This is a genomic window from Peribacillus sp. FSL R5-0717 (genome assembly GCF_038002945.1).
Taxonomy (GTDB): Bacteria; Bacillota; Bacilli; order Bacillales; family DSM-1321; genus Peribacillus; species Peribacillus frigoritolerans.
Genome location: NZ_JBBOOF010000001.1, coordinates 4,195,883 through 4,220,156, shown reverse-complemented (window position 1 = coordinate 4,220,156; position 24,274 = coordinate 4,195,883). Strand labels below are relative to the sequence as shown.

Here is a 24,274-nt window from a genome sequence, read left to right as displayed (position 1 = left end):
CCTACTATTCCGCCAATCGAAAGTCCTCGATCGGCCAATAAACTAATTTAGTTTTTCCTAACACTTTATCGTAAGGAACGACACCTACACCAATATGGCGGCTATCCTTGCTGAAACGGCGATTATCCCCCAGGACAAATAGGTGATCTTCAGGCACCGTTCCTTGTTCTATGACATCACTTAATGTAAAAGGTTCCGTCAAAGCCCCGCCATCAATCAATTGTTCTTTATATTCATCCAAATATGGCTCATCATAAGCTTTTCCATTCACGTAAAGAGTATCATTTCTATATTCAACTTTTTCCCCTGGCAATCCGATGACCCGCTTTATGTAATCTTTGCCTTCTGGAGCTTCGAAAACGATAATGTCGAATCTTTTGGGTTCGCCAATCGAATAGGAGATTTTATTAACGATCATGCGGTCCGTATCCTTTAATGTCGGCATCATGGAATTGCCGTCCACAACAATAGGAGCCAGGAGGAAATAACGAATCAGCGTCGCCGCTATAACCGCGATTATGACCGCCTTTGTCCATTCCCACAATTCATTTTTCTTTTTCGCCATCCTTATCCACCCTTTTTGAAGCATATCAACAATTATTTTAACATGTTGCAGACGCTATAGCGAGCAGGATTCTATATAGCTTTCCCCCTATGTGCATTCATCGTTTCTTAAAGTGCAAAAAGGGAGCCTGATAAACAAGCTCCCTTTTTTTGCATGATACTGTTTGGTTATTCACCTTATGTGGATCATGGTAAACCCGCATGAAGATATTCGAAGAATTAACGACGAATTTCTTTAATACGTGCTTTTTTACCACGAAGTTCGCGTAGGTAATAAAGTTTCGCACGACGTACTTTACCGTGACGGATAACTTCTAGTTTCGCAATTTTTGGTGTGTGAACAGGGAAAGCACGTTCAACTCCAACGCCGTAAGAGATCTTACGTACTGTGAAAGTTTCACTAACTCCGCCGCCACGACGTTTGATTACAACGCCTTCAAACAACTGGATACGTTCGCGAGTTCCTTCAATAACCTTTACGTGTACACGTACTGTGTCACCAGGTCTGAATGATGGAAGATCTGAGCGAAGTTGTTCTTTTGTGATTTCGTTAATAAGATTTTGCATCGATTTCAACTCCTCCTGGACGCTCTTGCAAATACTTATTGTTTGCAGCGGAACATCGTTATAAGACTGAGCATTTTGCCCAAGTCACAAGGTATATCCTATCATACTCTAAACGTCGATGCAATAGACATCAGTCTTCTTTTTTAATCTCGGACAATAATTTTTTTTCAACTTCCGATAGTTCATAACTATCGAGTAAATCCGGACGTCGAATCCAAGTTCTGCGCAGAGATTCCTTCATCCGCCATTCATCGATTTTTTTATGATTCCCGGATATTAGCGGATCGGGAACTTTCATCCCCCGGAAATCTGCAGGTCTAGTATAATGGGGATGCTCTAACAAACCAGAAGAATAGGAATCAAGGATCGGGGAGTCAACATTCCCCAAAACGCCCGGCAGCAAGCGAACAACGCTGTCAATAATGACCATTGCACCCAATTCCCCGCCTGTAAGCACAAAGTCACCTATAGATATTTCATCCGTTACGACATGCTCCCGGATGCGCTCATCATACCCTTCATAATGCCCGCAAATGAAAATGAGATGTTCTTCTTCAGCAAGCTCCTCGGCTTTTTTCTGCGTATAACGCTCTCCCTGGGGACAAAGGAGGACTACCCTTGGGGTTAGCTCACCTTGCCCTTTAAGAGCTTCCACAGCATCAAAGATCGGCTGTGCCTTTAATACCATTCCGGCACCGCCTCCATAAGGATAATCGTCTACCGTCGAATGCTTATTATCTGCATAATCTCGAAAATTGGTCACCTTATAGCTAACAGCCTGCTTTTCCGCAGCCTTTTTTAAGATTGACGAACCAAATACCCCTTCGAACATTTCTGGAAAAAGCGAAAGCACATCGATTTTCATCAGTCTAAAAGTCCTTCCATCGGTGTAATGATGACCTTTTTAGCGGAAATATCCACTTCTTTAACTATTTGTTCAATATACGGGATCAGGATGTCCTTACTGCCAGCTTTCTTAATGACCCAAACATCATTGGCACCAGGCGTAAGAACCTCAACGATTTCCCCAACTTCCATTCCTTCATCCGTAAATACCGAACAGCCGATGATTTCATGGAAGTAGAACTCACCTTCGTCCAATTTACCAAGCTGTGCTTCCTTCACTTTCAGGACCCCGTTTTTAAATGCCTCGACCTGTCCGACGTTATAATAGTTCTCGAACGTCAATAGGTTAAAGTTTTTATGGGTGCGATGCGACCTGATGATGAGGGGCAAGGGTTTTTTCTCCGTGTCCCTAAACAGATACAGAGTATTTCCCACTTTGTATCGTTTTTCTGGAAAGTCTGTTGAAGAAATTACACGGACTTCTCCTAAAAGACCATGTGTGTTGACAATTTTACCTACATTAAACCATTTTTCCATTCTTTCACCTCTAACGAATTTCCGAGACGATTCCATCTTTTATGACAATGGTCTTCGTTGCCATGATTTCGTCCCAATCTGCCCCAATTTCCACATCAATGATACTTTGAACTTCCCGTTCCTTCAATTCACTACCTGCGGGAAGGATCTCCAACTGCTCCATTTGAAATTCAAGCAGTTTAATTTTTTCTTGCCTCTGGTTTATTTCTTTTTCAAAATGAGCACGGAGACTAGCAGGTTGGAGAGTTCTTGTTTTTTCAAGTTTTTTCAGTTCAAAGCGAAGCTGTTCACTCTCTTTTTGAAGCTGAAGGCGTTTTGACTTGTATTTCTCGAGGAGCTGATTCTTGCTGGATTCCGTTAATACTTGGTTAACGATTACATTTTGGAGAATTTTCATTCCAGCACCTCCTATTATCTATGATTTCTTATTTCCTTCAAAAAATATGTATGATGGGGTAATCTTTTTGAAATGGGGGTCATTCTCTTAAGTATAACGTAAATCGATAAAAGATGCGTCTTAAAAAGGCGTAAAGTTTAAAGTCCGGGTCTATTCAATTAGGATCCAAGTCGAAATTTCACTATCTTGAAGTACAAAAAAAGGAGGGGTATTAACCCTCCTTATTCGGAAATCTCCAAATAGATTTTCTTCTGCTGTGAAGATCCTGCTGCATATACCACAGTCCGAATCGCCTTAGCAACACGCCCTTGTTTACCGATTACCTTGCCCATATCCTCTTTATGAACGGAGAGGATATAAACAATCCGGTCGGATTCTTCCTTGGAGGTCACAATGACCTCTTCCGGATAATCCACAAGTGCTGAAACAATCGTTTCAATAAGTGCTTTCATCAACTACCGTCGATTACTTGCTGTTTTTTGCAACATGGAATTTTTCCATGATGCCTTGTGTAGAGAATAAGTTACGAACTGTATCAGATGGTTTAGCTCCATCTTGTAACCATTTAAGAGCAAGCTCTTCGTTGATTTCAACTTTAGCTGGTTGAGCAACCGGGTTATAAGTTCCTACCACTTCAATGTAACGTCCGTCACGTGGTGAACGAGAATCTGCAACTACAATACGATAGAAAGGAGATTTTTTAGCTCCCATACGTTTTAAGCGAATTTTTACTGCCATTTTAAATAAGCACCTCCGAATAGTTTCACACAAGATAGTATAATATCAAATGTCTTGCATGTTTGTAAAGGTTTTTTTCTTAACAGGTAAAAAAAGTGTTGAAATACATGGCTTCGACCCGTATTCGCCTCAGTTTTATCCTGAAATAAACCTTACATGAACGGGAATTTGAATCCCTTTTTCTTTCCTTTTTGCATGTTCGTAACCTGTTTCATCATCTTTTTCATTTCTTCGAATTGCTTCAGTAGACGGTTCACTTCTTGAATCGATCTGCCGCTTCCTTTTGCAATCCGTTTCTTGCGGGATGCATTCATGGTTTCCGGATGTTCCTTTTCATGCGTTGTCATTGAACGGATGATAGCTTCAACATGACCGATCTGTTTCTCATCGATCTGAAGGTTGTCCATCCCTTTCATTTTATTCGCACCGGGAATCATTTTCAGAATATCATCAAGCGGTCCCATATTCCGCACCTGACCAAGCTGATCAAGGAAATCATCAAAGGTAAAAGTGGCGGTACGCATCTTTTTCTCTAATTCTTTCGCTTTTTCTTCATCTACATTGGCCTGTGCTTTTTCGATAAGGGTCAATACATCACCCATGCCGAGGATCCTTGACGCCATCCGTTCTGGATGGAACGCTTCAAGTGCATCCAATTTTTCACCCATACCGACGAATTTGATCGGCGTGTCGGTGACTGAACGAATTGAAAGTGCCGCACCACCACGTGTATCCCCATCAAGTTTCGTTAAAACGACTCCTGTCAGGCCTAGCTGTTCATTGAAGCTTTGGGCTACATTGACCGCATCCTGACCTGTCATCGCATCGACAACCAGGAAGATTTCATCAGGTTTTGTCAACTCTTTGATATCCTTCAGTTCGCCCATCAAGTTTTCATCCACATGAAGACGGCCTGCGGTATCAATCAACACATAGTCATGATGTTCTTCCTTAGCTTTTTCAATTGCCTGTTTGGCAATTTCGACAGGGCTGACCTGGTCCCCAAGGGAGAAAACAGGCATGCTTAATTGTTTGCCAAGTGTTTCGAGCTGCTTAATCGCCGCCGGACGGTAAATATCAGCCGCAACGAGCAATGGCTTGCGGTTGTATTTTTTTCTAAGAAGATTGGCAAGCTTTCCGGTGGTCGTCGTTTTACCAGCACCCTGAAGACCTACCATCATAATGACAGTCGGTGGTTTCGAGGCAACGGCAATCTTGCTCTGTTCGCCGCCCATCAGCTCAGTCAATTCTTCCTTAACTACTTTAATTACCTGTTGACCGGGGGTTAAGCTTTTCAGCACTTCCTGACCTACCGAACGTTCACTGACACGTTTTACAAAATCCTTCACGACTTTAAAGTTAACATCCGCTTCAAGCAGGGCCAATCGAACTTCACGCATCATTTCTTTAACGTCCGCTTCGTTGACCTTCCCTTTTCCACGGATCTTTTGCATCGTGCTCTGCAGTCGGTCGGCCAATCCTTCAAATGCCATATTGCCGCCTCCTAATCCAACTTCTCAAGCGTTGTGATTGCGTCTAGCAGCTTCTCTTTTGAAAAGGATTCCTTTTCTATGAGTCCCTTCATATTCGCAATCCACTGGTTACGCTCTTGAAATTTTTGAAATAACAATAGCTTTGCTTCATATTCCTCAAGCATCGCTTCTGTTCTTTTTATATTATCATAGACTGCCTGCCTACTGACTTCGTATTCATCGGCAATCTCCCCAAGAGAGTAATCATCCAGATAGTAGAGGGACATGTAGCTCTGCTGCTTCTCTGTTAACAACGATTGGTAAAAGTCATACAAATAATTAATCCGCGTTGTCTTTTCAAGCATCTTAGCAAGCCTCCCTGCTGTTAAGTGAAAACCCTTTACAAGTTTATATTGTAAAGCCTTGTTTATTTGATGTCAAGTTAAACTCCTTACCACGTGTTTGCAAAGCATTATTTTTTTCATTTTCCGCTTCTTTTTTGGACCTTTCTTCAATAGGTCCTCCAATTATCATGGTAAAAAAACCAGAAGAGAATGAACTCTTCCGGCATACAATTTTCCCTTAAACCTCTTCTTTATCGATGATATCAGCAAAAAGGCCATAAACATATTTCTCGGCATCGAATTCCTGTAGATCATCCATTTTTTCACCTAGCCCGACAAATTTAACGGGAATGGCCAATTCATTGCGAATCGCCAAAACAATTCCACCTTTTGCGGTGCCATCAAGCTTTGTTAAAACAATACCGGAAACATTTGTCGCTTCCTTGAATGTCTTGGCCTGGATAAGGGCATTTTGTCCAGTTGTAGCATCAAGGGCAAGCAGCACCTCGTGTGGTGCACCTGGTACTTCACGTTCAATTACACGTTTCACCTTTTCCAATTCCTTCATTAAATTCACTTTATTCTGCAAGCGACCGGCAGTGTCACAGATAAGGATATCCGCTTTTCGTGCCTTGGCGGCCTGAATGGCGTCGAACATGACAGCTGCTGGGTCAGAGCCTTCACCCTGTTTGATTACACTGACACCGACACGCTCACCCCAAACCTCAAGCTGTTCAATCGCACCGGCACGGAAGGTATCCCCTGCAGCCAATACGACAGATTTTCCTTCTGTTTTGAATTTGTGGGCAAGTTTACCAATGGTCGTCGTTTTACCTACCCCATTAACCCCTACAAACAAAATGACCGTCAAACCTTCTTCTTGTATATTCAGGCTAGACGTCGCTTCATCATCACCTTGGTAGATTTCAACAAGCTTTTCGGAAATAACGGACTGCACTTCCCTCGTATCAGAGATATTGCGAAGCTTGACTTCCATTTTTAATTGATCAATCAGTTCCATCACAGTATCAAAGCCTACATCAGCCTGTATCAGGATTTCTTCAAGCTCTTCAAAGAAGTCCTCATCCACTTTCCGATAACGGGCAACAAGTTCATTAACCCTTCCAGTAAAAGAATTCCTCGTCTTTGTCAAACCTTGTTTGAATTTTTCCCCAATGGATACTTCTGCTTCAACTGATTTTTCTTTTTCTTCCTGAGTCGTAAATTTCTCTTTTAACTTTTTGAAAAAACTCATTGTCCCACTTCCTCTAATTCATGAATTTTAAACTTCCATAAAGTTTTCTGATTCTTCCATCCGGACGGAAACAAGTTTGGAGACACCTGACTCCTGCATCGTAATGCCATATAGGACATCCGCCTCTTCCATCGTGCCTTTGCGGTGAGTAATCACGATGAACTGCGTTTCCCTGCTGAACTTTCTTAAAAATTGGCTGAACCGGACGACATTCGCCTCATCTAGCGCTGCCTCGACTTCGTCAAGGATACAGAAAGGAACAGGACGCACTTTTAGAATGGAGAATAAAAGGGCTATGGCAGTCAATGCTCGTTCTCCGCCGGATAAGAGGCTCAAATTTTGCAGTTTTTTTCCGGGAGGCTGTGCAATGATATCCACCCCTGTATTTAGCAAATCATCAGGATTCGTCAGTTTCAGCTCCGCCCTGCCTCCGCCAAATAAAGCTTTGAAGACTTGTTCGAATTCTTTACGGATCGAATAGAAAGTATCCGCAAAGCGGCGTTTCATTTCATCATCCATTTCATCGATGACTTGGAATAATGTATCTTTCGCCTGTTGAAGGTCTTCCTTTTGACTAAGAAGGAATTCATAGCGTTCAGCTACACGTGCGTATTCATCAATTGCACCTAAATTCACCGTCCCCAGTTCCTCGATAGCAAGCTTGATAAGCTTCACCCTTTTTTGAGCTTCGTCGGCAGGCATCATCAATGGATACTGTTCTTTAGCACCTTCAAAGGAAAGGGTATATTCTTCTCGCAAGTGGTCGAGGCGATTTTCCAGTTCGACATCCAGACGAGTTAATTTCACTTCTTCATCCTTCATCACTTCGACAATGCCTCTATAAAGTCGATTTTCTTCTTTCAAGGACAGTTCGAGCGTTTCAACTTCCATTAGAAGCTCGTTTTTTTCCTGTTTTTTTATGGTGATTCCTTCAATTGCTCCATTTTTATCGAGCAATTTCTGCTGAGCCATATCTTCCAGGGACTCTTCCCCGCTTGAACTGTCTGTCATTTCATTGGTCAGGAGCCCTAAATCATCTTTGTTTTCAGCAAGCCTGCTGGATTCCTTAGAAAGGTCCGATTCAATGCGTTCCATCTTCTCTTTTTGGTTTTGCAGCTGGCCACGCTTGGAAGCCAGCATTACCCTCAGTTCATTCGTTTCTTCAGCAAGGCTCTCTTTTGAGGATTGTTGTGATTGCTTTTGTTCGGTCATTTCGGAAATCAACCGGTCCAGACCATCAATTTCCGATTTACATGATTCCAAAAGTTCTTCCAGCTCTTCAAGTCTTGCCGTTTTTTGCTGTTGTTCTTCTAAATATGAATTTTTATCCAAATCATAAAGGTGCAGCCGTTCATTCACATTTCTTTCCTGAAGCTCCACTTCACGGAGTTCCCCTTTAAGGGTTTGTTCTTGTAACCGAAGTCTCTCCCCCGTTTTTCTGGTTTGTTCAAGCGTTTGCTCTTGAACACCCACATCCACTTTGAGCTGTTTGACTTGCTTTTCAAGCTGATTCGTTTTGACTTCCATGGCAGCAAGTTTTTGTTGGAGCTCCTCCAATTCCGTTTTCCTTGAAAGCAGGGAGGTCGTTTTTTGCTTTAAGGCTCCACCAGTCATTGAACCACCTGGATTGACGATATCCCCTTCAAGTGTTACGAAGCGGAAACGGTGCTGCATCATTTTCGCCAGGTCATTTGCCCCTTTTAAATCTGTGGTGATAATCACTGTTCCTAATAGGTTTTCAGCTATCGCTGCATGCCTATCATCATATTGGATCAATGAGGAACCAGTCCCTACAAAAGCTGAATGGCTCTTCAGCATCGATAATTGGTTAGCTGATATCTCTCTTGCCTTTATGACTGATAAAGGCAAGAAAGTCGCACGCCCGTACCTATTTTTCTTCAAGAAGGAAATGGCTTCCCGTGCATGCTCTTCGCGTTCCACAACAACATGCTGCATCGCTCCGCCCAAAGCCGTTTCAATGGCCGTTTCATACTCCTTTGGAACCTTTATCAATTCCGCAACTGCCCCTTCAATGCCTCGAAGGGTTTCTTTCGCTTTCAAAACCTCTTTTACACCCTGAAAGAAGCCTGCATAATCATCTTCCATTTCTTCAAGCAGTTCCTTACGCGATTTAGCCTGTTGAAGAAATTGATAGGCCTTATAAAGGGTGGTTTCTTGTTTTTGATACGTATCTTTTGCCGCATTCAATTTATTCTGCTGATTTCGGAAATAAGTGACATGCTCTTCAAGCTGCTTGGTCATATTGTCCATCATCTGTGAATATTCCATTTTTTTAGCAGTGATATCCATTCTTTCAGTTAAGAACTTTTCATTTTCCAAATCAAGTTTTGCATTTTTATGTTCCTGCTGCGCAAGCTGCTGAAGCAGGTATTGTTTTTCGTTTTTGGCCGAGGCCTGCTTGTTCAACCACTCGATATAGTCACTCTTTTTCGCTTCGATCACCGCTTCGATATCACTATTGAATAGGCCGAGGCTTTTTTGTTTTTCATGTAAGGTTTCAGAAATCCCTTTCACTTCCAAGTTCAGTGCATGCAGGATTTCCGTTTCCCTTTCCTTTTGCAAAGACAAACGCTCGACAGCAGCCTCACCTTCCACAATCGCTTTTTCCAGCTGTGACTTGTTTTGGGCGGCATTTTTTTTCCGTTCTTTCAAAACTTCTTTACGGCCTTCAAGCTTTTCAAGTTCTTCGCTGGCATTCAGGAGAATCTCCTGAAGGCCATTGATCGATGTCTCAAGCGTCGCAAGACTATCCCTTAACTTTTTGAGATGCGCTTCCCTGTCCTGAAGCTGTCCTGCCATTTGCTGTTCCATTTCATTATGTTTTTCAAGTTCCTGTGATAGTTTTTCCCATTTTTCATAAAGCTCTTCAATTTCATAAACGGTTAAAGCCACTTCTATTTGCTCTAGTTCGTCTTTCTTCGCCAAAAATTCCTTGGCGAGGGAAGACTGAATTTTTAACGGCTCCACCTGCCCCTCCAATTCATGGAGGATATCATGGACACGGTTTAAATTATCCTGTGTTTCCGTCAGCTTCGATTCCGCTTTTCGTTTTCTCGTTTTATACTTCAGGACACCGGCCGCTTCTTCAAAAATCACTCGTCTTTCTTCAGCCTTACTGCTAAGGATTTCTTCCACTTTCCCTTGGCTGATGATGGAAAACGCTTCTCTCCCAAGACCGGAATCCATGAAAAGGTCTATGATGTCTTTCAGACGGCAACCTTGATTATTAATGAAAAATTCACTTTCTCCCGATCGATATACACGTCTTGTCACACTGACTTCATGAAAGTCGATCGGCAGGGAATTGGTCTCGTTATCAAGGGTCAATGATACTTCCGCAAAATTCAACGCTTTCCTCGTGTCACTTCCCGAAAAGATGATATCTTCCATTTTTGCTCCACGCAGTGATTTCGCAGACTGCTCTCCAAGGACCCACCGGACTGCGTCGGTCACATTACTTTTACCGCTTCCGTTTGGTCCAACCACTGCCGTGACACCAGGTACAAAATCTATCGAAATTTTCTCTGCGAAAGATTTAAATCCTACAACGTCCAAACGTTTGAGGAACATGACCTTTCCCCCTCTACTGTTCAACTATCTTGTTGATTTTTTTCTTTTAAAACGATCAATGCATGCTCGGCTGCATGCTGCTCCGCTTCTTTTTTGGACTTTCCTATTCCAGAGCCAAGTTCTTCCCCATTCAGTGAGACCGTCGAAACAAACTCCCGATTATGGGCCGGTCCTTTTTCCTGCAAGATCTTATATTGCAGGACACCGATGGCATCGCGCTGGATCAGCTCCTGAAGCTGGCTCTTATAATCCATCACATGAGAAAAAGCACCCTCGTCTATCTTCGGAAACACGACATTCGTCAAAAACTGCACAACTGGCTCTAATCCTTGATCAAGGTACAAAGCACCAATATAGGCTTCGAATACATCCGCAAGCATGGCAGGGCGTTCCCTTCCACCTGTCATTTCTTCCCCTTTTCCGAGTAATACATATTCCCCGTAAGAAAGGCTATTGGCAAAAGCAACAAGTGAAGGCTCACACACAATGGCTGCCCTTAGTTTGGTAAGTTCACCTTCGCTCATCATCGGATATTTTTGATATAAGTATTTAGAGATGGTCAGTTCAAGTACAGCGTCCCCCAAGAATTCAAGCCTTTCATTATCTTCATAAGGCTTACGGCGATGCTCATTCACATAAGATGAATGTGTAAAAGCTTGTTTCAATAAATTTTCATCTTTAAAATGAAAACCCAGATTTTCTTGCAACTGTTTGAATTTATTTTCCTTGATTGATGGTTTACGATTATTTCCGTTCCTACGCATCACACAAAACCCTCCACGGTTCAAAAAGCATATTTTTCCAATACATAAAAAGAAACCTGGCAGGAATTCCTGTCAAGCTTTCCTATGTACCATCATACATGATTATCCGCTTAAAGAAAACTAAAGGCAAAAGACACTGCATGCAGGCGGAGCATACCCGTGAACATGCTCATTCCGTTTTCTGCCGCTGAATCAAACTTCTTTAAGCAATAAGAGAAAGCCCCGTTAAAAAACGGAGCTTTTAGTCAAATGACAATTCATTACATAGTGCTTTGTATGTAATTCACAGCATCACCTACTGTGGCGATTTTTTCAGCGTCATCGTCCGAAATTTCCATATCAAACTCGTCTTCGAATTCCATGACTAGTTCAACTACATCAAGGGAATCGGCACCAAGATCTTCTTTGAAAGAAGCTTCAAGTTTTACCTCTGATTCTTCTACGTTCAAACGATCTACAACGATTTTAGTTACTCTTTCTAATACATCTGCCAATGTGTTCACCTCCCCTCAAGACATTATAAATTAATTTCGAAAAAAATCAAAGAAAACTTACATGACCATGCCGCCATCTACATGAAGAGTTTGCCCAGTCATATATTTGCTTGCATCGGAAGCAAGGAAAGACGCCACTGCAGCAATATCTTTAGGGTCACCGAAACGTGCAAGCGGAATTTGGTCCAGCATGGCTTTTTGGACGTCCTCAGGCAATTCGCCAGTCATATCCGTTGAGATGAAACCTGGGGCAATCGCATTGACCGTAATGCCTCTTGATGCAAGTTCCTTTGCCGTCGTCTTAGTCAAACCGATGACACCTGCTTTAGCCGCTACATAATTAGCCTGCCCTGCATTTCCGCTGACGCCGACGATCGATGCCATATTGATGATCCTGCCGCTTCGCTGCTTCATCATTTGCCTAGTGACAGCTTTGGTGCATAGGAACACGCCTTTAAGATTCGTATTGATAACAGAATCCCATTCATCTTCTTTCATGCGCATCAATAGGTTATCACGTGTGATGCCGGCATTATTAACCAGGATATCCACTCTTTCAAATTGTTCGACGACCTCTTTGATCATGCTTGTCACCGATTCACTATTTGCAACATCGCATTGTATGGCGAATGCTTTTCGGCCCAATGCCTTGATTTCATCAACCACTTCATTCGCTTTAGCTTCACTGCCGGAATAGTTAATGGCAACGTCTGCTCCCTGCCGGGCAAGTTCCAATGCTACTTCCCTGCCAATACCTCGTGATGCTCCCGTTACAAGCGCTTTTTTACCTTCGAGGATCATGCTTGTACCCCCTTCAATGTTTCAATTGTTTTAGTTAGAGTGTCTATATCGGATACCGAATGAATTTGAACGGAACGATCAATTTTCTTTATCAATCCGCCCAACACTTTCCCTGGGCCAACCTCGATGAACGTATCCACGCCCAATTCAAGTAGATTTTTCACACTGTCCTCCCAAAGGACCGGTGAATACAGCTGTTCGATTAATTTTTCTTTTATTTCGGCAGGTGCTGTAATAGGCTTAGCCGTTACGTTTGAAATGACAGGAATTTCTGCCTGTTTGAAGCTTACTTCATCAAGGACACCCTGTAACTTTTCTGCTGCCGGTTTCATTAATTCAGAATGGAACGGTCCACTCACTTCAAGAGGAAGAGCCCGTTTAGCCCCATTTTCCTTGGCTTTTGCACTTGCAAGTTTAACCCCTTCGGAGGTGCCTGAAATGACGATTTGCCCTGGACAATTAATATTGGCCAATTGAACGGATTCACCTGTGGCCGTAATTTCAGAAGTGACTTCAGATAGAGCTTCACGGTCCATTCCCAAAATCGCAGCCATTGAGCCTTGACCATTCGGTACCGCAGCTTCCATGAATTCACCGCGTTTACGCACTGTATATACGGCATCTTCGAAAGAAATTGCACCAGATGCCACTAATGCCGTATATTCACCTAAACTGTGCCCGGCAGTATAATCGGGTTTGATTCCCGCTTCTTCCAACTCCTTGACAAAAGCATAACTCGTAGTCAATAAGGCTGGCTGTGCATTATAAGTCACCGTTAATTCTTGTTGTGTGCCATTAAAGATCAATTCCGTAAGCGGAAAATCAAGTTTTTCATCTGCTGATCGAAAAATTTCCTGAGCACGCTCTTTTTCCTGAAATAAGCCATGCCCCATTCCTATTGATTGTGATCCTTGTCCTGGAAAGACAAAAGCAATTTTACCCATCTGTTACTCCCCTGCCTCTATGATTTATTATTGTTTTTCTATTGTCTCCGCAATTGTCGATATGACGTCATTTCCAACCATATCGCGAGTCTGGCGTATAGCATTATAGACCGCATTCGCATCTGAAGAACCATGCGCCTTAATGACAGGTGCCTTCAAACCGAAGAGGCCAGCACCGCCATACTCCGAGTAATCCATTTTATTTTTTATGACTTTTAGTTCTGGCTTTACCATTGCTGCAGCCAACTTACTTTTGAGGTTGCTCATCAAGGCAGCTTTCACCATTTTGAATACGCCCATAGCAGTACCTTCAAGAGTCTTTAACACCATATTTCCCGTGAAGCCGTCCGTCACGACAACGTCCGCCGGCCCGTTTAGGAGGTCTCTTGCCTCTACGTTACCTATAAAGGATATCTCCGATGATTGCTGCAGTAATGTAAAGGCATGCTTAGTCAGTTCATTCCCTTTTTTTTCTTCTGTTCCGATATTAAGTAATCCGACACGGGGCTTTTCGATTCCCCGCACTTTTTGGGCATAAACAGACCCCATTATCGCGAATTGAAGGAGATGCTCCGGTTTCGCATCGGAGTTCGCGCCTACATCCAGTAATACAAAACCCTTGCCATCGATCGTCGGAAGGGTGGGAGCCAATGCCGGACGTTCAATGCCTTCTATCCTTCCGACCACAAACAAACCTGCAGCCATCAGCGCCCCCGTATTGCCTGAAGAAATGCATGCGTCCGCTTCTCCGTCAGCCACTTGCTGTGCAGCCAATACCATCGAAGCGCTTTTCTTGCGGCGAACCGCACGAACAGGTTCATCGGTACTTAATATTTTTTCATCAGTATGTATAACCCTTATTCGGCCATGCTTCGCTAAGTATTGGTTAATTTCGGATTCATTGCCTATCAAGGTAATTTCAACATCGGAAAAAGCCTCGACAGCTTTCATCGCTCCCAAAACCTGTGCCTTGGGAGCATTATCGCCACCCATTGCATCTATCGTTATCTTCATTTTTTTCATCCTTTACTAGCAAGTTAAGAGCGATACATTTCGAACTCGCCTTTAAAAACCAGTTCATTACCTACGTAGCTTCTAACCTCCACCACGGAACGATCGTTGGTGTGGTCCACGTTTTTAACCCTCGCTTTAGCTACCACTCTTTCATTTTCCTTTACAGAACGAGTGAATAAAATGGATGCTTTCGCAGTTAATGCCAATTCATCATTTATGACTGCCACAGCCAATGAGTTTGCTTGGGCAAAAAGGTGATGTCCCCTTGCGATTCCATTCCGCTTAAAGACATGCTCTTTATTTATATCCAAAATCGAAATTGCATTATCATCTAAATTAAGATCAATTACTTCCCCGATGATTTCATCCAAAGGCAATGCCCTGATTTCGTCACTGAATTTTTTCTCGGCCACGCTTTTAATCCGTTCACGCAGTTCCGGTATCGATAATTCAAGACGGTCAAGCCTAATGGTCTGGACGCTCACCGAATATTTTTCAGCCAGCTCCTCATCCGTTACAAAAGGATTCTGTTTAATCGTTTCGATTAATAATTGCTGGCGTTCCTTCTTATTTCTTCGCATTTGAAGGTCACCATCCGTAGTATTATGACTAGGTACTAATAGTAGTATATATATTTTAAAAACAGATTGCAAGATATTGCGTAAAATCTCACAATCTGCTATTGGTTTTTTATTCAGTTCAGTCCAGCTTTTCTCCTGTAAATACTCCCGTTCCCTCTAAATAGTCCCGCAAAGGTGCATACTCCGGGGAATGCCAAAAGCTTTGGGAGGCAATCAATTTTGCTGCATCCATCCTTGCCACTTCAAGGGTCCTGTAATCATGGACCATGTCGGCTACCTTGAATTCGGGAAGGCCGCTTTGTTTTTTACCGAAGAAGTCCCCAGGTCCACGGAGTTCCAAATCTTTTTCGGAAAGGGCAAAACCATCGTTTGTCTCAGTCATGATTTTCATCCGCTCTTTGCCGACTTCCGTTTTCGGATCAGCCAGCAGGATGCAAAAGGACTGATCGCTTCCCCGCCCAACCCTTCCGCGCAGCTGGTGCAACTGTGAAAGTCCAAAGCGCTCCGCATCATAAATGACCATTACCGTTGCATTTGGAACATTCACCCCAACCTCGACGACCGTCGTGGAAACAAGGATTTGCGCTTCGTTGGCACTGAACTGCTGCATCACTTCTTCCTTTTCATCCGCAGGCAGCCGTCCATGCATAAGACCCACTTTGTACCTGTTCGCAAAGTATTGTGTCAGCATTGCATGAACATCAAGAACATTCTGTAAAGAATCGAGTTTCTCCGACTCCTCAATCAATGGACAGATGACGTAAGCCTGTCTCCCTTTCTTTAGTTCCTTTTCGACAAAGGATAAGATCCGATCAAGCATTTGGTGTTTCGCCCAATAGGTCTCTATCGCTTTACGCCCGGCAGGCATTTCATCGATCGTCGAGACGTCCATTTCCCCAAACACTGTAATTGCGAGAGTTCGCGGAATTGGTGTAGCCGTCATGAAAAGTACATCTGGATTGGTACCTTTTTCACGAAGGATGCGGCGCTGCTCCACTCCGAAACGATGTTGTTCATCCGTTATGACAAGACCTAAGTTCCGGAAATTCACTTCATCTTGAATCAATGCATGAGTTCCTATCAAAAGATCCAGCTCCCCGGATTCCAGCATTTGCAATAGTTCCTTGCGCTTTTTGCCTTTTACCGAACTTGTCAATAATGCGACCTTTACTCCACTCGGTTCCAACATGGCTTTCAGCGATTGTGTATGCTGCTCAGCCAAGATTTCCGTCGGGACCATAAGTGCACCTTGGAAACCTGCTGTAATCGTCGCCTTCAGGCATATGGCGGCAACCACCGTTTTCCCAGACCCGACATCCCCTTGAAGCAGACGGTTCATCCTGTAGGGAGACTTCATGTCATTCATTATTTCCTCGACGACCCTATTCTGAGCGTTCGTCAAAGGAAAAGGCAGGGTTTCAACAAAGGCTTCCAGCCGCTCCATATCAAACTCCTGGCCTATTCCTTTTGACTGCTCCCGCTGTACTTTACGAAGTGCCTGCATTTTAAGTTGAAACAATAAAAATTCTTCATACACAAAACGGCGTCGGGCCTTCTTCACCTCATTGGCCGATTGAGGGAAATGCATGGTACGAAGAGCATCATTACGCGGCATCAGTTTGTATGCCGCCAATAATTGCGGGGGCAGATTTTCTTCTATCATTGTCCCATATTCAGAAAATGCATTGGAGATGAAGCGGCGGAGCCCTTTGACGGTAATGCTGCCCTTCACTGAGTACACCGGTTCGAACTCTTTCTCCCGGCTCCGGTCACCAACATGGCATTCCGAGCCTGTAATGGTTTGACGATGACGATCCCACTTTCCCGTTACCGTTACGGTTTCGCCTATCGCAAGCTTCGGCTTCAGATAAGGCTGGTTAAAAAAAATGACATTTATTAAATATCTCCCAGTCAAAACTTTAATCGTGAGCCTGGATTTTTTCTTTCCGAAGTACCCTAACGTGGGTACCGTATGAACTTTGCCTTCTACAGTAACCCGTTCATCATGCTCGACCGTTTCTAAATCCCTCAACCGGTAATCTTCATAGCGATATGGGAGGTGCTCAAGGAGATCCGCGACGGTATGGATCTCCATTTCCCCCAAAGCTGCTGCCGTTTCGGCCCCAATGCCTTTTACTGCGGTAATGGGTTCGCGTAAAGTCGAGTTCACTTCTTATTTAGCGGTAAGCCAAAGATTTTCGCTTCCAACTCCCGCCCAGTCGGTGTAGCCGCTAAACCTCCTTGTGCAGTTTCCCTAAGAGCAGATGGCATCGTTTGCCCGATTTTATACATCGCATCAATTACTTCATCACATGGTATGCGGCTTGTGATGCCCGCTAAAGCCATATCTGCTGCAACCATGGCATTGGCTGCACCCATGGCATTACGCTTCACACAAGGCACCTCCACAAGCCCAGCAACAGGATCACACACAAGACCAAGCATGTTCTTTAATGTGATTGCCATCGCTTCTGCACTTTGTGCCGGTGTCCCTCCTGCCATTTCAACGATGGCTGCCGCTGCCATACCCGAAGCAGAACCGACCTCCGCCTGACAGCCCCCTGCGGCTCCAGAGATCGAAGCATTATTCGCTACTACAAAACCAAACGCCCCTGCTGTAAATAGGAACTCTATTTTCTGTTCCCGATTCGGTTTTAATTTATTTTGCAAAGCGAAAAGCGCACCAGGCACAACACCAGCAGATCCGGCAGTGGGTGTCGCACAAATCGTCCCCATGGCTGCGTTCACTTCGTTTGTTGCCACGGCTTTGCTTACCGCATCCAACAGCAGTTCACCGGATAAGGAGTTTCCGGATTTAATGTAATTCTGAAGAAGGACTGCATCCCCTCCCGTCAGGCCGGAAACGGACCGTACACCTTGAAGTCCTTTTTCAACTGCCTGTTCCATTACATCCAGGTTGACTCCCATCTGGCGGATGATTTCTTCACGGCTTTTTCCCGTTACTTCCATTTCCTGCTCTATCATCAGCGTTGAAATTTTTTTCTGCTTTGATTCAGCTAATTCTACTAATTCCGCTACATTTCGAAACATGATTTCTTCTCCTTCCTAAGTGGAAACGATTGCTCTATCAATCCACAATCCTTGCTACTTGAGTGATATTGGGGAGTGCTGTAATTTCAGCTATGACGTGATCCTCCAGGTTTTGGTCCACTTCAATCGTCATCAAGGCCATCTGCCCTTTCTCTTTTCGGGAGACTTCCATTTGGCCAATATTGATTTGATGCTTGGCTAATATGTTTGAAACATTGGCAATGGCACCAAATCGATCATCATGAACGACGAGTATGGCAGGGTTGTGCCCGGACAGCCTCAATTTAAATCCGTTCAATTCGACGATTTCGATCTTTCCCCCGCCTATCGATATTCCGACAAGTTCCAGTTCACCATCATCATCACCAACTGTTATTTTTGCTGTATTGGGATGTTCCGGTACTGCCTCTTCTTCTCGAAATGTAATTTTCATTTTCTTTTTGCGTGCTATTTCCAGCGATTCTTTGATTCTCTCATCAAATGTATCAAAATCAAGCAAGCCTCCTACAATGGCAACATCGGTTCCATGGCCTTTATAGGTTTTGGCAAACGATCCGTAAAAAGAAATATGGGCCCATTTTGGTTCCCGGTCGAATAAATTCCTGGCAACCCTACCGATCCTTGCAGCTCCTGCTGTATGGGAGCTGGAGGGGCCGATCATAACAGGACCAATTATATCGAATACACTTCTAAATTTCATGATTAGCTCCTCCTTCTATTCACTTGGAGTCAGTTTAATAATAAAGCCTGATATATTGTAATTACAATTATGCTGTCCGTAATCCTTCTTTTCATAAAAATAAATGCTCTTTTCGTAAAAATTGTTGTTTTTAAAACGAAACTATTTAAGTGATTGGAGCGGAAGTGCGAGACTCCTGCGGGAGCAGCGGGACAGGTGAGACCCCACAGGCGTTTACGCCGAGGAGGCTCACCGCCCGCCCCGCGGAAAGCGAGCATCTGGAGGGGAAATCAACCACAACTCACTACCTGGTAAATAGCAACAAAGTATGTGAAAACAGCCAAAATAAAACTGCATAGCCTAATGACATATGCAGTTTATTGCCTTTTATTTTTTTCGGGATCCTCCAAACATTATGACGGATAGGTTTCCCTTATTTTTCATGTTCTCTACTTATTCAATTGAAAAAATGAAAGAATATAAAGGTTGTTTCCCATTATGGACTTCAACTTCAACGTCTTCGAAATTCTCATTACAAAACGCAACAAGACTTTCGACATCTTCAGCAGTGGCATCTTCACCATATAAAATGGTAAGGATTTCTGAATCTTCGTCAATCATATCGGAAAGAAGATCTTTTGCCGCTTGAGTCATGTCTTTATCCTTCACCTTGATGGTGCCTTCAGCAATTCCCATGAAGTCCCCGGTCTCGATTGCAAGACCGTCAATGTTGGTATCCCGGACAGCATAAGTAATCTGGCCCGTTTTCACATGCGAAAGGGCTTCGATCATCGCTTTTTTATTCTCTTCGGCATCAAGTGAAGGGTTGAAAGCCAACAATGCAGCCATTCCCTGTGGTACTGTTTTCGTTGGAATGACAGTCACATGATCCCCAAGTACATCTGCAGCCTGATTGGCGGCCATGATGATATTTTTATTGTTAGGCAAGATGATCACATGATCTGCATATGCCCCTTCGACAGCTTTAACGATATCTTCCGTACTAGGATTCATCGTTTGCCCGCCTTCGATGACGGACTTAGCGCCGATGCTTTTGAATAATTCGCTGATGCCAGCGCCCATCGCCACTGACACTACAGCGTACTTCTCTTTGGTGGGAGGTTTAGTTTGAAGCGGTGTATTCGTCTCACCTACAATCGCAGTATGCTGTTCACGCATATTATCGATTTTCATTTTTATTAAACTACCATATTGCTGTCCATAATTCAGGCAGGTGCCAGGCTGTTCAGAGTGAATATGTACTTTGACGACTTCATCATCTGAGATGACTAGTAAAGAATCTCCGTACTCACTTAAATCATTTCTGAATTTTTCTTCATCAAATGATTGATTGGCAAGTTTTTCACTTTCCAACCGGACCATGAATTCCGTACAGTAGCCAAACACGATATCTTCCGTGTTCATATGTCCTTGTACATTCATATGATGTTCGGCACTGATCATGTCATCCATGCTTGGACCATTAGCGGATCGGACTGGAAGGGCTTCACCTTTCAGCTCAGCAAGGAAACCTTCATATACAAACACCAACCCTTGCCCCCCGCTATCAACGACACCCACTTCTTTTAAGACTGGAAGAAGATCAGGTGTGCGTTTTAATGAAGCATTGGCCTCCGTAACGATTTCTTCCATTACCTGAATTAGGTCTATATGCTTTGCTGCTGATGAAACCGCTTGCTTGGCTGCATCTTTTGCAACCGTTAAAATGGTTCCTTCAACAGGTTTCATAACGGCTTTATAAGCTGTCTGAACCCCTGCTTCAAAAGCTTGGGCAAATTCTTCACTATTGATTTCCGATTTATGTTCAATCGCTTTAGCAAAACCGCGGAACAGTTGCGAAAGGATAACTCCCGAATTGCCGCGTGCGCCCATAAGCAATCCTCTTGAAAGCGACGCACCCACTTTTCCGATGTGTTCCTGGACGTTATTTTGCACTTCCTTCGCTCCCGAAGTCATCGATAAATTCATATTCGTTCCTGTATCTCCATCCGGAACAGGGAAAACATTCAACGCATCAACCATTTGGGCATTAGCCGCTAAATGGTTGGCACCTTGAATGATCATTTCTGCAAAGCGCTTTCCGTTCAAACTTGTAATTGACACAAAACTTTCCTCCTATACTTAAGGGTTCGTCACACGAACTCCCTGTACAAAAATGTTAACGGAATCAACAGCTAATCCTACAGTTTTGTCCAGAGTGTACTTTACCTTTGATTGCACATTATGTGCAACTTCCGAGATTTTCGTTCCATAACTTACGATAATATACATATCGATATGAACTTCTTCCTCTTCTTGACGGACAATTACACCTTTAGTAAAGTTTTCTTTTCTTAAAATTTCGGCAATGCCGTCTTTAAATTGTTTTTTGGAAGACATTCCTATAATTCCGTAGCAATCCACGGCTGCGCCGCCTGCTACAGTAGCGATAACCTCATTAGAGATATCAATTTGTCCATACTTCGTTTGTAATTCGATAGACATTTTCTTTTCCCTCCCAAAAATCAAATCAACTAAAGACATTTTACTATAATGTCTATGGTTTTAAAAGTAAATGTCTTACGGTACTCTATATAATTCAATTTTGAAGTATGTATGTCAAGGTTTTTTTCTTGAAAGTAATTAACTGAAGTATTGCATTCTATCGGTAGGTATGATAAATTATTAAAGTATTTTACAAAGACTTAAGACGACTGCGAAAAACTTAAGCTTGTTGTAGTTAGGAGGGAATTTGACATGGCACGTAAATGTGTAATCACTGGAAGAAGAACTCGTTCTGGTAACAGCCGCTCTCACGCAATGAACGCTAGCAAGCGTACATGGGGCGCTAACCTTCAAAAAGTACGTATTTTAGTTGACGGTAAACCTAAACGTGTATACGTTTCTGCAAGAGCTCTTAAATCGGGCAAAGTAGAACGCGTATAATGTTACGGCATCCTCTTAGGATGCCTTTTTACTTGTAATGGCCGGTATTTAATGGGGATGGTTACAAATCTTTGACCAGGTCCAGTCTGCATCAAGAAGGATGCCTTCACCCATTAATGGATGGCCGCCCTATTTTACTAAAAAATAACACCTCCCTAAATTTGAGAGGTGTCATGGAGATAAGTATCAGCCTTTTTTAAACGCTCCGAGCATAGCCCTTACCAAACTGCCCAGAACTTTTGGCAATTTAATCGTATAAAATTTCATCATGCCCCTCCTCTTTGCATCCCACAATTAAAGATGAAGTGGAATTTTTCTATTACAACATAAGCTTTTAAGCGGATATAGGATGATCGTAATTATATCCGAATCTGCTCTAAGCATGAATTTTAATCACTGCTTCTTATCACCATTAATATGCCTTTCTCAAATGAAACATTCCCAGATTCGGAAATTAGTTCATTGCTGATGCAAAGCGTCGAACCCATTTCCAAGCTTGCATCGTCCAGCGGATATTTGAAACCCGAAAGAGTAATGCCGGTGACTTCAGCGTTTACTGGGAGCAAGGACAAGTATTTCTTATCATTCAAAGCAGTGACCTTATATGAACCTGCTGTCTTTACTGTGATTATATTTTGCCGATCGACTATGTATATATCCATATTACCATGATGAGGGAGGACACTTTCTTTTTGGAGCAGCTGGATATTCCCGAGAAAATGGTCCATTCTTCCCCCTGTTGCGCCCAGAATGTGAATTTCTCTTGGCTTTTGCCCCATTGCCCATTTAAATGCGATTTCTAAATCCGTTTCATCCTTTTCCGAGGAATAAAGATTGATTTCTTCCAGCATTTGCTCAATCTTTTCGTATTCACCTTTCGAAACCGAATCAAAATCCCCAAAACCGTACTTAGGTTCGATACCTTTTTCAAGCAGAGACCATACTCCCCTGTCAACCCCGACCCAAAGATCTGTCTTCTCCTTATACCATGTCAAATCCGGCCAAAAACATTCCGGACCTCCAGCCATTATACTGATAATCATCGAAATCATCCTTTTCCATATAAAAATCATATCCAAGGTGCCTTAGTTTAATTGATAAAAAAAGCCGATCACCATCATATGAATATGATAGTGTCGGCTTATATCACTTTCCCCGAATCTTTTGAATCGCTGCGTGTCGATTTTCCTGATCATATATTGCCGAACCGGCCACCAGGATTGTCGCCCCTTGTTCAATACATAGTTTAGCCGTTTCTTCATTTACTCCACCATCAATCTCTATCTCGAGATTTTGATTATACATTCCTGCCATCGCCTTCACTTCGGCAATTTTCGGAAGAACGGATTTAATGAACTTTTGCCCCCCAAAACCCGGATTAACCGTCATCAACAATACCATGTCAATATCTTCGATTATAGGTTGTATCAAGGAAGACGGAGTGGCTGGATTAAGCACCACGCCTGCCTTTACACCAAAAGATTTGATCAATTGAACCGTTCGATGCAAATGTGTGCAGGCCTCTACATGTACAGTTATATAATCAGCTCCCGCTTTCGCAAAGGACTCGATATAACGATCAGGTTGTTCGATCATTAAATGAACATCAAGCGGAAGCTTCGTTACTGGGCGGATAGCATCAACAATTAGTGAGCCAATTGTTATATTCGGCACGAAATGCCCATCCATGACATCCACATGGATCAAATCCGCTCCGCCCCTTTCCACATCAAGAATTTCTTCTCCCAATTTTGCAAAGTCAGCTGATAAAATGGATGGTGCGATTTTAACCATTTTAATACCTCGGCTTTCTATCTCTTATTTCTTCTAAGAATTGCATATAATGCTCGTATCGATAACGGGGAATTTCCCCGGAATCAACCGCTTCCTTCACTGCACATTTCGGTTCTTTATCGTGGAGACAGGCCCTGAATTTACAGTCTTCCCCATGCTTATGCATTTCCGGGAAGCAATAGGATAGCCGTTCAGCTTCCATTTCCATGAATTCAAGTGAACTGAACCCTGGAGTATCCGCGACAAGTCCAGAGCCAATATGGATCAATTCAACGTGCCGGGTCGTATGCTTCCCGCGTCCCAGGTGTGAAGAAATATCATCCGTCTTTAAAGCCAATTCCGGATTGATGGCATTCAGCAAAGACGATTTCCCAACACCGGACTGACCCGCAAATACACTGGTTTTTCCTTCTAGATACGGCACTAGTTCTTCAATCCCTCCGGCGGTAACGGAAGATGTCTCCAGTACAGTATAGCCAAGTTTCTGATAGTCCTTAATATACTGAGACAATTTCTTTTGATTTTCAGCTGTAACCAAGTCCAGTTTCGTCACGACGATAATCGGTTCGATTTCGTTATCTTCGATCAATACGAGAAATCGATCAAGCAAGGCTGGACTGAAATCAGGTTCCACTGCCGAAAAGACAAGGATTGCCTGGTCTACATTCGAGATTTGCGGGCGTATCAATTCATTCTTTCGCGGTTTTATTTCGGTCACGGTCCCGTCCGTTTTATTTTCCGCTTCAAAAACAACATAATCACCAACGAGCGGGGTTACCTTATTCTTCCTGAACAGGCCCCTTCCACGGCATTGAAAGACCTCTTCACCATCAAGGACATAATAAAATCCACTTAATGCTTTGATAATTTTTCCTTCGGGCATAACCACACTCCT

General features: G+C 43.2%; 27 protein-coding genes. 1 reads left to right on the top strand and 26 read right to left on the bottom strand.

The window, feature by feature from the left end; translation table 11 throughout:
• Nucleotides 1-4: 4 nt before the first annotated feature.
• The 22 genes from lepB to NYE65_RS20315 all read right to left on the bottom strand — a co-directional run bounded on the left by lepB (nucleotide 5) and on the right by NYE65_RS20315 (nucleotide 21,144).
• Complete coding sequence (gene lepB, locus NYE65_RS20420) at nucleotides 5-565, bottom strand: signal peptidase I (RefSeq protein WP_034313700.1); 561 nt, start codon at nucleotides 563-565, stop codon at nucleotides 5-7.
• A 218-nt stretch (nucleotides 566-783) separates the two neighbouring features.
• Complete coding sequence (gene rplS / locus NYE65_RS20415) at nucleotides 784-1,131, bottom strand: 50S ribosomal protein L19 (protein ID WP_034313702.1); 348 nt, start codon at nucleotides 1,129-1,131, stop codon at nucleotides 784-786.
• A 130-nt stretch (nucleotides 1,132-1,261) separates the two neighbouring features.
• The gene (gene trmD / locus NYE65_RS20410; protein ID WP_034313706.1) at nucleotides 1,262-1,996 is read right to left on the bottom strand and encodes a tRNA (guanosine(37)-N1)-methyltransferase TrmD; all 735 of its coding nucleotides are present in this window, start codon (nucleotides 1,994-1,996) and stop codon (nucleotides 1,262-1,264) included.
• Nucleotides 1,996-2,514 (bottom strand): ribosome maturation factor RimM, encoded by a 519-nt coding sequence (gene rimM / locus NYE65_RS20405; protein ID WP_034313708.1) that lies wholly within the window; start codon nucleotides 2,512-2,514, stop codon nucleotides 1,996-1,998. Before rimM ends, trmD begins: the two co-directional genes overlap by 1 nt.
• Before the next feature lie 10 nt (nucleotides 2,515-2,524).
• Entirely contained in the window at nucleotides 2,525-2,911 is a 387-nt protein-coding gene (locus NYE65_RS20400) for a YlqD family protein (RefSeq protein WP_034313711.1), read from the bottom strand.
• Between the two features lie 221 nt (nucleotides 2,912-3,132).
• Nucleotides 3,133-3,363: a KH domain-containing protein gene (locus NYE65_RS20395; RefSeq protein ID WP_048684915.1), complete on the bottom strand. Its 231-nt coding sequence runs from the start codon at nucleotides 3,361-3,363 to the stop codon at nucleotides 3,133-3,135.
• A gap of 13 nt (nucleotides 3,364-3,376) precedes the next feature.
• Nucleotides 3,377-3,649 (bottom strand): 30S ribosomal protein S16, encoded by a 273-nt coding sequence (gene rpsP / locus NYE65_RS20390; protein ID WP_048684918.1) that lies wholly within the window; start codon nucleotides 3,647-3,649, stop codon nucleotides 3,377-3,379.
• A gap of 152 nt (nucleotides 3,650-3,801) precedes the next feature.
• The gene (gene ffh, locus NYE65_RS20385; RefSeq protein ID WP_034313716.1) at nucleotides 3,802-5,142 is read right to left on the bottom strand and encodes a signal recognition particle protein; all 1,341 of its coding nucleotides are present in this window, start codon (nucleotides 5,140-5,142) and stop codon (nucleotides 3,802-3,804) included.
• 11 nt (nucleotides 5,143-5,153) lie between these two features.
• Complete coding sequence (locus NYE65_RS20380; RefSeq protein ID WP_034313718.1) at nucleotides 5,154-5,486, bottom strand: putative DNA-binding protein; 333 nt, start codon at nucleotides 5,484-5,486, stop codon at nucleotides 5,154-5,156.
• A 217-nt stretch (nucleotides 5,487-5,703) separates the two neighbouring features.
• Nucleotides 5,704-6,720 (bottom strand): signal recognition particle-docking protein FtsY, encoded by a 1,017-nt coding sequence (gene ftsY, locus NYE65_RS20375; protein ID WP_034313721.1) that lies wholly within the window; start codon nucleotides 6,718-6,720, stop codon nucleotides 5,704-5,706.
• Between the two features lie 27 nt (nucleotides 6,721-6,747).
• Nucleotides 6,748-10,311, bottom strand: coding sequence for a chromosome segregation protein SMC (smc, locus tag NYE65_RS20370; RefSeq protein WP_340861527.1), 3,564 nt, complete (start codon nucleotides 10,309-10,311; stop codon nucleotides 6,748-6,750).
• 20 nt (nucleotides 10,312-10,331) lie between these two features.
• A complete protein-coding gene (gene rnc / locus NYE65_RS20365; protein ID WP_034313726.1) occupies nucleotides 10,332-11,075 on the bottom strand; it encodes a ribonuclease III in 744 nt (247 codons plus the stop codon).
• A 260-nt stretch (nucleotides 11,076-11,335) separates the two neighbouring features.
• Nucleotides 11,336-11,569 (bottom strand): acyl carrier protein, encoded by a 234-nt coding sequence (locus tag NYE65_RS20360; protein WP_034313729.1) that lies wholly within the window; start codon nucleotides 11,567-11,569, stop codon nucleotides 11,336-11,338.
• A 57-nt stretch (nucleotides 11,570-11,626) separates the two neighbouring features.
• Nucleotides 11,627-12,370 carry a 3-oxoacyl-[acyl-carrier-protein] reductase gene (fabG, locus tag NYE65_RS20355; protein ID WP_034313733.1) on the bottom strand — a complete coding sequence of 248 codons (744 nt, stop codon included), beginning with the start codon at nucleotides 12,368-12,370 and terminating at the stop codon, nucleotides 11,627-11,629.
• Nucleotides 12,367-13,314, bottom strand: coding sequence for an ACP S-malonyltransferase (gene fabD, locus NYE65_RS20350; protein WP_328177622.1), 948 nt, complete (start codon nucleotides 13,312-13,314; stop codon nucleotides 12,367-12,369). The genes fabG and fabD overlap by 4 nt, the downstream gene beginning before the upstream one ends.
• A 27-nt stretch (nucleotides 13,315-13,341) precedes the next feature.
• A complete protein-coding gene (gene plsX, locus NYE65_RS20345) occupies nucleotides 13,342-14,328 on the bottom strand; it encodes a phosphate acyltransferase PlsX (RefSeq protein ID WP_034313740.1) in 987 nt (328 codons plus the stop codon).
• A 23-nt stretch (nucleotides 14,329-14,351) separates the two neighbouring features.
• Nucleotides 14,352-14,909: a transcription factor FapR gene (gene fapR / locus NYE65_RS20340; protein ID WP_034313744.1), complete on the bottom strand. Its 558-nt coding sequence runs from the start codon at nucleotides 14,907-14,909 to the stop codon at nucleotides 14,352-14,354.
• A 118-nt stretch (nucleotides 14,910-15,027) separates the two neighbouring features.
• A complete protein-coding gene (gene recG, locus NYE65_RS20335; protein WP_054396921.1) occupies nucleotides 15,028-17,079 on the bottom strand; it encodes an ATP-dependent DNA helicase RecG in 2,052 nt (683 codons plus the stop codon).
• Nucleotides 17,076-17,960, bottom strand: coding sequence for an L-serine ammonia-lyase, iron-sulfur-dependent, subunit alpha (sdaAA, locus tag NYE65_RS20330; RefSeq protein ID WP_063576897.1), 885 nt, complete (start codon nucleotides 17,958-17,960; stop codon nucleotides 17,076-17,078). Before sdaAA ends, recG begins: the two co-directional genes overlap by 4 nt.
• 37 nt (nucleotides 17,961-17,997) lie before the next feature.
• Nucleotides 17,998-18,660: an L-serine ammonia-lyase, iron-sulfur-dependent subunit beta gene (gene sdaAB, locus NYE65_RS20325; RefSeq protein WP_034313754.1), complete on the bottom strand. Its 663-nt coding sequence runs from the start codon at nucleotides 18,658-18,660 to the stop codon at nucleotides 17,998-18,000.
• A 432-nt stretch (nucleotides 18,661-19,092) separates the two neighbouring features.
• Nucleotides 19,093-20,763, bottom strand: a complete 1,671-nt coding sequence (locus NYE65_RS20320) for a DAK2 domain-containing protein (RefSeq protein WP_034313758.1) — start codon at nucleotides 20,761-20,763, stop codon at nucleotides 19,093-19,095.
• 18 nt (nucleotides 20,764-20,781) lie between these two features.
• On the bottom strand, nucleotides 20,782-21,144 hold the full coding sequence (locus NYE65_RS20315; protein ID WP_034313762.1) for an Asp23/Gls24 family envelope stress response protein: 363 nt from the start codon (nucleotides 21,142-21,144) through the stop codon (nucleotides 20,782-20,784).
• 252 nt (nucleotides 21,145-21,396) lie between these two features.
• On the opposite strand from NYE65_RS20315, the gene rpmB reads away from it, so the two are divergent.
• Entirely contained in the window at nucleotides 21,397-21,585 is a 189-nt protein-coding gene (rpmB, locus tag NYE65_RS20310; protein WP_034313767.1) for a 50S ribosomal protein L28, read from the top strand.
• Nucleotides 21,586-21,771: 186 nt separating this feature from the next.
• Here rpmB and spoVM read toward each other — a convergent pair whose 3' ends face one another.
• The 4 genes from spoVM to rsgA form a co-directional block, all read right to left on the bottom strand.
• Complete coding sequence (gene spoVM / locus NYE65_RS20305; protein WP_034313769.1) at nucleotides 21,772-21,852, bottom strand: stage V sporulation protein SpoVM; 81 nt, start codon at nucleotides 21,850-21,852, stop codon at nucleotides 21,772-21,774.
• A gap of 122 nt (nucleotides 21,853-21,974) precedes the next feature.
• Nucleotides 21,975-22,628, bottom strand: a complete 654-nt coding sequence (locus NYE65_RS20300) for a thiamine diphosphokinase (RefSeq protein ID WP_268590469.1) — start codon at nucleotides 22,626-22,628, stop codon at nucleotides 21,975-21,977.
• 103 nt (nucleotides 22,629-22,731) lie between these two features.
• Nucleotides 22,732-23,379 carry a ribulose-phosphate 3-epimerase gene (gene rpe, locus NYE65_RS20295; RefSeq protein ID WP_328177623.1) on the bottom strand — a complete coding sequence of 216 codons (648 nt, stop codon included), beginning with the start codon at nucleotides 23,377-23,379 and terminating at the stop codon, nucleotides 22,732-22,734.
• A 1-nt stretch (nucleotide 23,380) separates the two neighbouring features.
• Nucleotides 23,381-24,262 carry a ribosome small subunit-dependent GTPase A gene (gene rsgA, locus NYE65_RS20290; protein WP_268590471.1) on the bottom strand — a complete coding sequence of 294 codons (882 nt, stop codon included), beginning with the start codon at nucleotides 24,260-24,262 and terminating at the stop codon, nucleotides 23,381-23,383.
• Between the last annotated feature and the right edge of the window lie 12 nt (nucleotides 24,263-24,274).